Here is a 12,669-nt window from a genome sequence, read left to right as displayed (position 1 = left end):
GGCGACGCTCCTATGAAAATTCTCATGATCCTCACATCCCACGACAAGTTGGGTGATACCGGCGACAAGACCGGCTTCTGGCTGGAGGAGTTTGCTGCGCCCTATTACGCATTCAAGGATGCCGGCGCCGACATAACATTGGCCTCGCCAAAAGGCGGCCAGCCGCCGCTCGACCCAAAGAGCGATACCGACGACGCGCAGACCGAGGCAACGGAACGCTTTAAAGCCGACAGCGACGCGCAAAAGGCGCTGGCCAATACTGAAGTGCTCAGCACAGTCTCTGCCGACGGCTTTGATGCGATCTTCTATCCCGGCGGCCACGGCCCGCTATGGGACCTGGCGAACGATGGAGACAGCATCTCGCTGATCGAAACCTTTGCCTCCAGCGGCCGACCGATTGGCGCCGTGTGCCACGCACCGGCTGTGTTCAAGTATCCGAAAGGCAAGGACGGCAAGCCGTTCGTACTGGGCAAGACCGTAACCGGCTTTACCAACACTGAGGAGAAAGGCGTCGGCCTCACCGATGTTGTGCCATTCCTCGTGGAAGACATGCTGAAAGAGAATGGCGGACACTACAAGAAGGGCGACGACTGGGCCTCCTTCGTGGTGACAGATGGCAAACTGGTCACAGGCCAGAACCCGGCCTCATCGGCAGAGGCCGCCAAGAAGCTGCTCGCATTGCTCAGCTGAGCGCGCCTGCCCGCGCCCCACACTAAATTTTCAGGACATATACATGACGAAACATATTACCACGACCAATCCGGCCACAGATGAAACACTTGCGACCTATGATCTGATGAGCGCCGAGACAGCCCTCGGGAAACTCGAAGCCTCGCATGCCGCGTTCATGGACTGGAAGACCAAATCCCATAGCGAGCGCGCGCAGAGCCTTCGCAATATCGCTGCGCGTATGCGCGACAATGCGGACAAGTTTGCCAACCTGATGACGATGGAAATGGGCAAGCTGCTGCGCGACGGCAAGATGGAAGTCGAGCTGTGCGCCCGCATTCTCGAATACACCGCTGAGAACGGCCCCTCCGAGCTCGCCGATGAAGAGCGCAAGCATAGCGGCGGCAAGAAGCGCGGCATCGTCACCTATTCCCCGATTGGCATCATCTATAGCATCCAGCCCTGGAATTTTCCGCTTTACCAGCCCGTGCGCGTACTCGCTGCGAACCTGATGGCGGGCAACGCGGTGGTACTGAAACATGCCAGCATATGCACCGGCAGCGGCCTGCTGCTGCGCGATGTCTGCCTCGCGGCGGGGCTGCCGGAAGGCCTCTTCGACGTGCTGGTGATTGACCATGATACGTCCGACAAGATCATCGAACACAAGCTGGTGCGCGCGGTCACCATGACGGGAAGTGATGGCGCCGGGCGTCACATCGGTCAGTTGGCCGCCAAGAACCTGAAGAAAACCGTTCTCGAACTCGGCTCGAATGATGCCTATCTCGTGCTCGACGACGCGGACATTTCGCTCGCCGTGAAAACGTGCGTCCAGGGGCGGCTGTTCAACAATGGCGAGACGTGCGTTTCGGCCAAGCGTTTTATTGTGACCGAGGCGAACTACGATGCCTTCGTCACAGGCTTTGTTGATGCCATGAAAGCCGTGAAGATGGGCGACCCGATGAAGGACGATACCCAGCTCGGCCCCGTCTCCAGCAAGGACCAGTTCGATACGCTGTGCGAACAGGTTTCGAAAAGCGTTGAAGGCGGCGCGGACCTGCTCTGCGGCGGCAAGCCACAAGAGGGCAAAGGCCAGTATTACCCGCCGACCGTGCTCGCCAATTGCAAGCCGGGCACGCCCGCCTATGACGACGAATTGTTCGGCCCGGTTGCCTCGATCATCAAGGCCAGGGATGACAAGGATGCGATGCGCATCGCCAATGACAGCCGCTACGGCCTCGGCGGCGGCATCTTTACGAAGGACGAGGAGAAGGCGATTGCCCTTGCCCGCGACCATTTCGATACCGGCATGGTCCGCATCAACTCTTTCGGCACGGCGGACCCGAACATGCCCTTCGGCGGCGTAAAGGATTCCGGCTATGGCCGCGAACATGGCGGCTTCGGCATGAAGGAATTCGTCAACGCCAAGGCGATCTATCTTGCCTGATAGGAAGGCCACCAAGCCCGGCGCGCTGCTGGAAGCGAAGCAGGACCTCGAGGTGAAGGCGAAACTGGTTACTAATACCGAAACCGCCGTCGCCCGCCGCACCTTCGGCATACCGACATTACGAACTTGCAGGGGGAAGAAGCAGCAATTTTCCCATTGTGATGCGAGCCTCCATGTCGGCGTGAGCGCGCGCCGCTTCCGAGAGCGGATAAGTAGCGCCAATGGTTACATAAATATCCCCGGCCTTTATCCACTGAAACAGACGCGCTGCGTTCTCCCGAAGGCGCTGTGGCGTAGGTATATGGTCTGAAAACACAGCGTATCCGATCTTGATGCTTTTCGGCAGGCTCATGATATCGATGGGTCCTGGCCCGCCAAGAACCGGTCCGTACCAACAAAAAGTTCCACTAGTTCTAAGGGAAGCAATAGACCCCTCAAATGTCTTGGGACCAGATCCATCGTAGACTACGTGGACACCCATACCGTTCGTCAGTTCAAGTACTTCTCGGGCAAAATCTCCGTCCTGGTCTATGATGACATGATCAGCACCGGCCTCTTTGACAAGCGGCGCCTTCTCGGCACGCGATACCCTCCCAATGACTTGGCCGCCATGAAGCTTGATTATTTGGGTCAGCAGTAAGCCAAGCCCGCCAGCCGCGGCGTGCACCAGTGCGAAATCGCCCGGCTGGACTTGATAGAAATCCGTCGCAAAGTGGCTGGCAGTCAAGCCTTGCATCATTATGGATGCGGCCGTGAAATCATCGATCCCGTCCGGAACCGGAACAAGCATATCTGCCGGTATGATAACCTGCTCTGAATAGCTTCCCGGCGCATAGGCCCAAGCGACCCTGTCACCCTCATTCAAATCCGTGACGTCCTCAGCCACCTCGATAACGCGGCCAGCGCCCTCTACGCCGAGCACCTTCGGATCAGGCACGTCGGTCCACGCAAGTCCTCTTCGAACGCCTATATCCATGAAGTTCACGCCAGCAGCAGAAACTTCGACCAATACCTGGCCAGCCGCTAGTGGAGGCAATTGCCGGTCGGCCATTTGTATGACGTCCGGACCGCCCGTACCTGTCATAATCATCGCTTTCATAATCGATTCCTTTTTTGACTGATCGTTCCAATATTGAGCAAATAAAAAAGTGCTATTCCAGCGCCCTCAGCGCGAGCGAGCCCAGAGCGCGTAGTGTCTCCGGGTCGGCGCCGCCTCGTGCGGCGATACGGATCCCGGCAAATGACGACTGGAGAAAGGAAGACGCATGCTCCGGGACAATGTCAGGAGACATATCTCCTTCAGATTGCGCTTCCTGGATTCGTCTTATCATTGCCGCGCTCAGCATACTTCCTGCAGCCGCGTGAATCTTGTTCAACTCTGCATGTGACTGACCAAATTCGCACACGGAGTTCACACCCAGACAAGGAAGCGCAGCGGTTGCAACAACACGATCAATCATAGCCCGTATGCCCTCAATCGCACGGCGCCCACCGGCAAGCACTTCCAGGTGAGCCTGCCTCTCCTGAACGGCATAATTCTGCACGGACGCGCAATATAACTTCCACTTATCGCCATAGGTGTCGTACAGGCTTTGGCGACCGATCTTCATCGATTTCACAAGCATATCTGTAGATGTTCCATCGAACCCATATTCACGGAATACTTCTGTGGCGCCATCTAGCGCTTTCTGAAAATCGAATTCCTTGTTTCTAGCCATAGAACACAATTAGCCATTCTGGACTATATAGTCAAGAATAAATTCTCCGCCCGGTTCGCACGAGCGCACGAACTACCCAGTCTCCCCCCACGACACACGCCCCCTTTCCCTTCCCCCCCGCACACGCTATCTGGCGCGGATGGCTCAACCTCCCCTGATTTCATTGTCCGATGTGCGTCTGTCGCTTGGCGCGAAGCCCTTGTTCGAGGGGGTGACGCTTAGCCTGTCCAAGGGCGAGCGGGCGGCGCTGGTGGGGCGCAACGGGGCGGGCAAGTCCACGCTGATGCGCATCATCTCCGAACAGCTGGAGGCCGATAGCGGCCAGGTGTGGCGCCAGCCGGGCACGACCTATGCCACCGTTGTTCAGGAGCCGCGCTTTGACGGCTATGACACGGTGCTGGCCTATGTCAGCGACGGGCTGGAACATGAGTATATGGCCGAGGCCGAGCTGATGGAATTCGGCGTCGATGGCAGCACGGACCCGAAAACGCTTTCGGGCGGGCAGCAGCGGCGCGTGGCGCTGGCACGCGCCTTTGCGGCCGAGCCCGACGTCATCCTGCTGGACGAGCCGACCAACCACCTCGACGTGCCGATGATCGAATACCTCGAAGGCCGCCTGAAGGCGTTCAATGGCGTTGTTCTGGTGGTGAGCCACGACAGGCGCTTCCTTGAGAATATCTCGACCAATACGCTGTGGCTGCGCCAGGGCGTCGTTCTGAAATCGCCCGATGGATATGTGAAGTTCGACGAATGGGCCGAGGCTATCGAAGTGGAAGAAGAACGCCAGCTGAAGCGCGTGACCACGCAGCTGAAGGCCGAGCAGCACTGGCTGGCGCGCGGCGTGACCGGGCGGCGCAAGCGTAACCAGGGCCGCCTCGCCAAGCTGCACGACATGCGCGCCCAGCATGGCGCCATGCGCGCGGCGCTGAACGATCGCAAGAACACGGCCGAATTCAGCGCGGGCGTCGGCGACTCGATGAGCAAGAAGGTGATCGAGGTCAAAGACCTGTCGAAGACATTCGACACGCCGAACGGGCCGCTGGTGATTGCCGACGGCCTATCGATCAAGATCCTGCGCGGCGACCGGATCGGCATTATCGGCCCGAACGGCGCGGGCAAGACGACGCTTGTGCGCCTGTTGCTCGGCGAGATCGAACCGGACGCAGGCAGCATTCGCCACGCCAAGACGCTGGACGTGACCTACCTCGACCAGACGCGCGACACGCTGGACCCGAAGGACACGATCTGGGAGGCGCTCGCGCCATCGGGCGGCGACTCGCTGATGGTCCAAGGACAGCAGCGGCATATCGCGGCCTATGCGAAGGACTTCCTGTTCAAGACCGAACAGCTGCGCCAGCCTGTCGGCGCGCTGTCCGGCGGGGAACGCAACCGGCTGGCGCTGGCCATTGGCCTTGCCAAGCCGTCCACCCTGCTGGTGATGGATGAACCGACCAACGATCTCGACCTGCAGACGCTGGACCTGCTCGAAGACATGCTGCTGGCCTATGAGGGCACACTGCTGCTGGTGAGCCACGACCGGGCCTTCCTCGACTCTACGGTGACGAGCTGCCTCTGCCCGCTGGGCGAAGGCAAATGGGTGCAGACCGCTGGCGGCTGGACCGACGCGCAGGACCAGCTGGCGCAGGTGCGCCGCAATGGCGACGATGACGCGCGCTCCGCCAAGGCCAAGCCAGCCGAGGCGCCCAAGCCCAAGCCGCAGAATAAACTGTCGTTCAAAGACGAGCACCGCCAGAAAGAAATCGACGCGCTGATCCCCAAACTGCATGCGGAGATTGCGAAGCTCGAGAAAGAACTCGCCGACCCGGCCCTCTATTCGCGCGATCCGAAGGCCTTCAATGCCAAATCCGAACGTATCGGCGCGGCGCGAACTGAGGCCGAGGCAGCCGAGATGGAATGGCTGGAAATCGAGGAAAAGCGCGAAGCGCTGACCAGCTGAGCGTAAAAGCTTCCTTAACCGGCGAGGCCTAGCCTCCGAGGCCTGAGACTTGGGAGTTTGACCGATGCGCCATATCCGAATGCTTGCACTGGCCGCCTGCCTTGTGGCGCCCGCCTTTGCCGAAGCGCCAATGTCGCTGAAGGCCGATGCCGTGGCCGCCCCGGCGCCCGTCGGCTATGAACAGGGCCTCTACCGCTTTGGCGCGACCTATAGCGTGATGCCATCGGAAGACGCGCTCAGCTGCCAGAGCGCCTGCGCCGACAATGACATGTGCAAAGCGTGGAGCTTTGTCGCGATCGTGGGCGAGACGCCTGCGCGCTGCGAGCTGAAACGCGGCGGCGGACGTCTGGAGCGCAACCCGGCAGCGACATCGGGCTTCTCACCAACGCACGAGGCCTTCTTCGCGCCTGTGCTCGAAACGCCGACGGATGATCTTCTGGGCGAAGCCCCGGAAGACGATACGCCAAGACACTAGAGCGAGCGCTCTTTCGTAGCCGTGAAGCGGATCGACGGGTTCTTTTCCTGCGCGTAACCGACATCCCAGGCATTCTTCGCCAGATAGACAGGCGCGCCATCAAGGTCTGTGCCGGACGCTGACTTGTTCCGATCAAGGAACTCTTCCAGCTTGTCCGGATCATCGCAGGCCATCCAGCGCGCGACGTTATAAGGCGCCATTTCGAACATGACTTCGAGGCCGTATTCAGCCGCCACACGTTCGATCATGACTTCAAATTGCAGCTGGCCGACAGCGCCAACGATCATGTCGGAACCGATGGCGGGCTTGAACAGCTGGGTGACGCCTTCCTCGGCGAGGCTTTCGAGCGCCTTGCGCAGGTGTTTCGCCTTCATCGGGTCTTTCACGCGGGCGCGGCGCAGCAGTTCCGGCGCGAAGTTGGGGATACCGGCAAACTGGATGTCGCCGCTTTCCGAGAGGCTGTCGCCAACGCGCAGCTGACCATGGTTTGGCACGCCGATTACGTCGCCCGCATAGGCGGTCTCGGCAATCTCGCGATCCTGCGCCAGGAACATCAGCGGGTTGTGAATGTTCAGCTGCTTGCCGGTTGCGCTCTTCAGCTTCATGCCGCGTTTGAACTCGCCGGAGCAGAGGCGAAGGAAGGCCACGCGGTCGCGGTGGTTCGGATCCATGTTCGCCTGAATCTTGAAGACGAAACCGGAGACGTCATTGTCAGATGGCTGAACACTTATCACCTGCCCTTTGCGCTCGGCCTTCTGGATGCGCGGTGGCGGCGCGAAGTCGCGAAGCGTGTTCAGGAGTTCCGCGACACCGAAATGGCGCAGGGCTGAGCCGAACACGACAGGCGTCATATTGCCGGCATTAAAGGCCTCTTCATCAAATTTCGGCAGAAGGCCCGTGACCATCTCCACACCTTCGACAAGCTCCGCATAGACATGATCATCCAGCTTTCCGAGCAGGTCCTCATCGCTGCCGGGAATGCGTGTGGCCGGGCCGATATGCGGTGGCTCGCCCGGGCGGCGGTCGAACTGGCAGAACTCGCCTGTGGTGAGATCTTTCATGCCGGCAAAACGCTGACCGGAGGCGGCAGGCCAGTAGAGCGGCGCCGTGTCTAGCTGGAGCTTGTCCTGTACCTCATCGAGCAGTTCGATCGGCTCAAGCGCCTCACGGTCCATCTTGTTGATGAAGGTGATGATCGGAATGTCGCGCATGCGGCAGACTTCAAACAGTTTCAGCGTCTGCGGCTCGATACCCTTGGCGGCGTCGAGCACCATGACGGCGCAGTCGGCCGCCGTCAGCGTGCGGTAGGTGTCTTCGGAAAAGTCTTCGTGGCCGGGCGTATCAAGCAGGTTGAAGACGAGATCGCTGTATTCGAACGTCATCACCGAGGCCGAAACCGAGATGCCTCGGTCGCGTTCGATCTTCATCCAGTCAGACCGCGTACGCCGCTGGGCACCGCGCGCCGCAACCTCGCCTGCCGCACGGATGGCGCCGCCTGCAAGCAGCAGGTTTTCGGTCAGCGTCGTCTTGCCGGCATCGGGGTGCGAGATGATGGCAAAGGTGCGCCGGCGGGCGGCTTCGGCGATATGGGACATGGTATTTCCGGACAATTCTGTTTCAGCCGCCAGCCACTAGCCGATTTGCATGCAGGAATGAAGGGGTTGAAGGCGGCTTTGCACGCCGCGATTGCGTTGTATGATGTGCGTGGGGACAGACCAGCCAGAATAAAGGGGACGCTTTTCATGGCTTATTCAAACATAATTCTCGCCAGCTGCGCTGCGGCAGCGCTGATGCTTACATGCTGCAGCAAGGACAAGGCACCAGACGCCGATGCGCCGCAAACACTGGCATCGGACGCCAATGCCACGGATTCAGAGCCCGCAATCGCTACAGAACAGACCGCACTTGAGAGCGACAGCGGCGCCGAGCCCATCGCCGTGAGCCTTGAAGCCCCCGCCAAACCGGAAGATGCGGTGGTGGAAACGCCCAAAGGCCCCATGAAAGTCATGGTCGTCATGGATTCCTCAGGGTCCATGTGGGGTCAGATCGACGGCAAGTCGAAGCGTGATATCGCACGCGAGGCCGTGCGCACAATGGTTGCCAGCAATCCGGATATCGGATCGGCCGGCCTGATCGCCTATGGCCACCGCCGCAAGGGCGACTGCAAGGACATCGAACTGCTGCGCAGCCCCGGCGCCACGACACCCCTGCCCGACGTGGTCGACAGGCTGGTGCCGGTCGGCAAGACGCCGCTGACGGCCGCCGTGGAAACGGCGGCCAATGCCATGAAGATCGAGGAGACGCGGGCGACCGTCATCCTGGTCACCGACGGCATCGAGACCTGTGACGCAGACCCCTGCGCGGCGGGTGCCTCGCTGGAGGCGCGCGGGTTGGACTTTACGGCCCATGTGATCGGCTTTGGCCTCAGCGCGGATGAAGGCCGGCAGGTCGCATGCCTCGCCGAACAGACGGGCGGCAAATATATAGAAGCCTCGAACGCGGGCGAACTGGCAGATGCCTTGAGCACGGTGGCCGAGGCTGTCGAATCCGGCCCGCCGGAAGCGGCGACCGCGACGGCCACGATCACCGGCCCGGAAAGTGTCGAGATCGGCTCCATGTTTGAAGTGACCTGGGACGGCCCCGGCGGGAAGGAGGACTATGTCGACCTCGTGCCACCGGGCTACACCAAGACTCATGGCGAGCTGTCCTATGGCTACACAGAGGATGGCAACCCAGTGTCCATGCGCGCGCCGGGAACGCCCGGTGATTATGAACTGCGCTATGTCTGGAACGCGCCGCAGGGCCGCACCGTGATCGCGAACACCACCATCAAGGTGGTCGATGCGGCTGTCGCGATTGTGGCCGAACCTTCTATCGGCATCGGCCAAAATGTCTTGGTCAAATGGCGCGGCCCCAACAATGATGGCGACTATGTCGACCTCGTGCCGGAAGGCTACACACTGACGAGCGGTGAGAAGGCCTATGCCTATACCAAGGACGGCGAAACGCTGACGCTACGCGCGCCCGGCACACCGGGAGCCTACGCGCTGCGCTATGTCGCCAAGGCCAGCGATGGTCGCACAGTATTGAAAACCGTGCCGCTGGAGGTGACCGACACCCGCGTCGAGCTGGCCTTCAATCCTGCCGTCGCTATCGGCAAGGCGCTTGTTGTCGACTGGACCGGGCCAGGAACGAAAGGCGATTATGTCGACATCGTCCCTCGCGGCTACAAGCAGACGAGCGGTGAAAAGGCCTACACCTACGTCACCGACGTCAATCCGATTGAGGTGAAACTGCCGGGCGAAGCGGGCGAGTATGACGTGCGCTACGTGCTGCAATCGGCCGATGGGCGCACGGTACTGAAAACTGTGCCGCTGACGCTGAAGGACATTCCCTTCGACGTGACGCCATCCAAGGCAAGTGTGACCGTAGGCGAAACCTTCTCGGTCGCATGGGCCGGGCCCGCCAATCAGGGCGACTATGTCGACATCGTGCCGCGCGGCTACAAGGAGACGAGTGGCGAGAAGTCCTACACCTATGTGCAAGCCGAAAACCCGCTATCGATCCAGGCTCCAGGGGAAGCGGGCGAATATGACCTTCGTTATGTGTTGCAGTCATCAACGGGACGTTCCGTGAAGGCAGTCGCACCACTGACGCTGACTGCAGCCAAGGCGACGCTGGACATCCCTGCAAGCGTTCAGAAGGGGACGAGCTTCGACGTCTCATGGACCGGTCCAGCCAATCAGGGCGACTATGTCGACCTGGTGCCCGAAGGCTATACGAACACAAGCGGGGAACTGACCTACGGCTACACATCAGAGGGCCCGACGATCACGCTGGAGGCACCGGACAAGGCAGGCGCCTATACGGTTCGCTACGTATTGCAGGCGCGCAACGGACGCACCGTCATCACGACCAAATCCATTTCGGTGAAATAAACCGTCAGGCCGCCAGCGGCCAGATCTCGGTAATATTGGGCGGCGTGCCTTCCTGTTCGGTACGCTGCTTCAATGCCCTGAGGATGGCTTCCGGCAGGATGGTCAGGCGGGGCTCGCTGACTTTGGACTCAAACACCGGGAACAGCGCCGCGTTGGCGCCGGTCTTGGCGATGATCAGTGAACCAAGGTCCTGGATCAGGACTTCGTCTATTGGCATGTGCTCGCGCACATGGTCCGAGATGACACGGGTGACGAATTCCAGCGCCTCGCGTGCCCGCATCCCGTGCGGGTCGCCGCAGCCGAGGCTTTTCCAGCGTTTGGACAGGTGGATCTCCGGGATATCAATCTCGGCGATCGTATCGTTGAGTAGGAACAACATGGTCTGCACGCCCCCGGCAGTGGATTTGAGGCGAGGCTGCCTTGGACGGGTTAACAGCGAGTTTACCTGAACGGCCTTGCCGCGAAATCGCGGTGTAAGGGGCAAAACTAGTCTTCGATATCCTCGGTGAGGAAATGACGGCCCTCGCGGTCTTCAATCTCGACCACCCAGAGGTCGCTGTCGCGGTCGCGGGCACGCCTGATATAGGCATCCACGCTGGCCTCATCCGGGCCGACACCCTGTGAGAGCAAATTGCGGAAGACGCGCTCGCCTTCAAGATTGGTACTGGGCGTGTAGGCGACGGCGGTGCCATCGAGGCGTGATACCTTGATCAGTGTGTCGCCCCGTTCAGCGTCGCCCTTCTGCACGACGAACGCAGAGGAGCCGGCAACCTCAACGGTTCGGATGAGGGCTTCGACCCAGAGCTTTGACGGCAGACGGACCATTCCCGGACCTTTCTGTGATGTGCGGCTGGCCCGCAGGCCGCCACGGTGCGCCTATTGGGCGGCATCCTCAAGGGGCGCGATGTCGGCCGGGTCTGCCAGCGGCAGTGTCACCTCGGCGCGTGTGCCCTTGCCGGGGCGCGATGTGAGGTTCAGCAGGCCGCCATGCAACTCGGCAAAGCTCCGTACGACGGCGAGGCCAAGGCCCGTCCCCGCGCGGCCGCGTGAATTGCCACCCTGCGCGAAAGGCTCTGTCACTTTCTTTAGATCATCTTCCGTCATGCCTGCGCCACGGTCGATGACACTGATCACCGCCGCGCCACCGGCCTCGAAGGCATCGAGAGTCACCGTGCCGCCGCGCTCGGAATACTTGATCGCGTTGGAGACCAGGTTCTGCCAGATCTGGCGCACGGCGCGGGCATCGGCTTCGGCCCACACTTCAGCGTCGGCCTTCATCTTCAGCTTCACGCCAGCGCGCTCAGCCTGGTTGTCGAGCTGTCGGATGATGGACTGAGCGGAGGCTACGAGGTCGACCGGTTCCGGCTCAAGGCGCTGGCGGTCCGCATTGGCCTTGGCGAGATCGAGAATGTCGTCGACCAGAAGGAGCAGGTCCTGTCCGCTTTCGTGGATGATATCCGGATAGTCCTTGTAGGCATCCGGTAGCGGACCGCGGATCTGCGCGCGCATCATGTCGGCATAACCGAGGATGGCATTAAGGGGTGTTTTCAGGTCATGGCCCAGCGAGGCAAAGAAGGCGGTGCGGTCCTGAAGTTTGGCCGCAGCTGTTTCGAGGGCGCGAGAGGCTTCGTCGCTCTGACGCTGCGCCGCACTGATATCATGCAGCAGCAGGTGCGTGCCACCATCATGCGCCTCTGCCGTGTAGGCCGCGAGGCGACCATCGGCCAGCACGATCTCGCCCTGCGCAAGGCCGCTTTCCGGGCGCAGTGCGGCCACGTCGGCGTCAGGGCCAAACAGGCTGCTCAACGCGGCGCCTGTCTTCAGCGTCGCAAGTCCGAGGCGGTCGCCCGAAAGATTGCGCACGCGGCCTTCGGGGGCGATGTCGAGCAGCAGTAGGCCCGATGCTGTGGGGAAGACAGGCAGAGGCGCAGGCGGCGTCTCCGCGACGGCCTCAGCCTCTGGCTGCGCCTGCACGGCTGCGCCATTCGCATAACGGTCCCGCACGAGCACCCAGACGAGCAGCCCGGCCAGGGCAAGGCCCGCAAAGGCAATCGCAACGGTCAGCGGCAGGTGCTCTGCCATGGCTGGCGGCAAGAGGCCGAAGCGCCCCATGATGAGCACAGCGAAGTAGGCAATGACGCCAAAGATGGCCGCCTCAGCCGCCATGTCCGTGTCTGAAAGGTTAAGCGCGACGAGCGGCGCCAGCGCGAACAATATGGTTAAAGGAGAGGACGGTCCGCCGGTCAGCGCAACGCCGAGCACGGCGAGCAGCGTCCAGCAGATTACAAGGAGCGGCGGCGCAAAGCTGGATGCTTCCCGCCCCTGCCGGAGGAAGACAAGGCCCACGCAGGCTGGGAGAATCGCAATCGCGCAACCGATTAGCAGCGGGATGATTCCCACGCCGCGCAGCACAGCAATCAGGGCAGCTGCCGCAATAAGCGCCAACCATGTAACATTAACCAAGTTTA

General features: G+C 61.1%; 11 protein-coding genes. 5 read left to right on the top strand and 6 right to left on the bottom strand.

Features of this window, described 5'->3' with window-relative positions; genetic code table 11:
• The first annotated feature begins 12 nt into the window (after positions 1-12).
• Together HOC_RS07065 and HOC_RS07060 are read left to right on the top strand one after the other, a co-directional pair.
• The gene (locus tag HOC_RS07065; RefSeq protein WP_035537064.1) at positions 13-690 is read left to right on the top strand and encodes a type 1 glutamine amidotransferase domain-containing protein; all 678 of its coding nucleotides are present in this window, start codon (positions 13-15) and stop codon (positions 688-690) included.
• A 43-nt stretch (positions 691-733) separates the two neighbouring features.
• Positions 734-2,113 carry an NAD-dependent succinate-semialdehyde dehydrogenase gene (locus HOC_RS07060; RefSeq protein WP_035537063.1) on the top strand — a complete coding sequence of 460 codons (1,380 nt, stop codon included), beginning with the start codon at positions 734-736 and terminating at the stop codon, positions 2,111-2,113.
• A gap of 118 nt (positions 2,114-2,231) precedes the next feature.
• Here the strand turns inward: HOC_RS07060 and HOC_RS07055 are convergent, their stop codons facing one another.
• Positions 2,232-3,212, bottom strand: coding sequence for a quinone oxidoreductase family protein (locus tag HOC_RS07055; protein WP_035537062.1), 981 nt, complete (start codon positions 3,210-3,212; stop codon positions 2,232-2,234).
• 52 nt (positions 3,213-3,264) lie between these two features.
• Positions 3,265-3,831: a TetR/AcrR family transcriptional regulator gene (locus HOC_RS07050; RefSeq protein WP_035537060.1), complete on the bottom strand. Its 567-nt coding sequence runs from the start codon at positions 3,829-3,831 to the stop codon at positions 3,265-3,267.
• 139 nt (positions 3,832-3,970) lie between these two features.
• On the opposite strand from HOC_RS07050, the gene HOC_RS07045 reads away from it, so the two are divergent.
• Together HOC_RS07045 and HOC_RS07040 are read left to right on the top strand one after the other, a co-directional pair.
• A complete protein-coding gene (locus HOC_RS07045; RefSeq protein WP_035537058.1) occupies positions 3,971-5,788 on the top strand; it encodes an ABC-F family ATP-binding cassette domain-containing protein in 1,818 nt (605 codons plus the stop codon).
• Positions 5,789-5,852: 64 nt separating this feature from the next.
• On the top strand, positions 5,853-6,263 hold the full coding sequence (locus HOC_RS07040) for a PAN domain-containing protein (RefSeq protein ID WP_084146184.1): 411 nt from the start codon (positions 5,853-5,855) through the stop codon (positions 6,261-6,263).
• Here the strand turns inward: HOC_RS07040 and HOC_RS07035 are convergent.
• The gene (locus HOC_RS07035; protein WP_035537056.1) at positions 6,260-7,858 is read right to left on the bottom strand and encodes a peptide chain release factor 3; all 1,599 of its coding nucleotides are present in this window, start codon (positions 7,856-7,858) and stop codon (positions 6,260-6,262) included. The two genes, HOC_RS07040 and HOC_RS07035, sit on opposite strands and share 4 nt — an antisense overlap.
• Before the next feature lie 147 nt (positions 7,859-8,005).
• Between HOC_RS07035 and HOC_RS21120 the strand changes: the two genes are divergently transcribed.
• Entirely contained in the window at positions 8,006-10,201 is a 2,196-nt protein-coding gene (locus HOC_RS21120; protein WP_051624608.1) for a vWA domain-containing protein, read from the top strand.
• 4 nt (positions 10,202-10,205) lie between these two features.
• Here the strand turns inward: HOC_RS21120 and HOC_RS07025 are convergent, their stop codons facing one another.
• The 3 genes from HOC_RS07025 to HOC_RS07015 all read right to left on the bottom strand — a co-directional run bounded on the left by HOC_RS07025 (position 10,206) and on the right by HOC_RS07015 (position 12,664).
• A complete protein-coding gene (locus tag HOC_RS07025; protein ID WP_035537054.1) occupies positions 10,206-10,580 on the bottom strand; it encodes a hypothetical protein in 375 nt (124 codons plus the stop codon).
• A 107-nt stretch (positions 10,581-10,687) separates the two neighbouring features.
• A complete protein-coding gene (locus HOC_RS07020; protein WP_035537053.1) occupies positions 10,688-11,026 on the bottom strand; it encodes a DUF1491 family protein in 339 nt (112 codons plus the stop codon).
• 51 nt (positions 11,027-11,077) lie between these two features.
• Positions 11,078-12,664 carry a sensor histidine kinase gene (locus tag HOC_RS07015; RefSeq protein WP_162174814.1) on the bottom strand — a complete coding sequence of 529 codons (1,587 nt, stop codon included), beginning with the start codon at positions 12,662-12,664 and terminating at the stop codon, positions 11,078-11,080.
• Positions 12,665-12,669 lie beyond the last annotated feature (5 nt).

This window comes from Hyphomonas oceanitis SCH89, assembly GCF_000685295.1.
In the GTDB taxonomy this organism is placed as follows: domain Bacteria; phylum Pseudomonadota; class Alphaproteobacteria; order Caulobacterales; family Hyphomonadaceae; genus Hyphomonas; species Hyphomonas oceanitis.
Note: the sequence above shows the minus strand (reverse complement) of the source record. Positions and strands in the feature narration are given on the sequence as shown.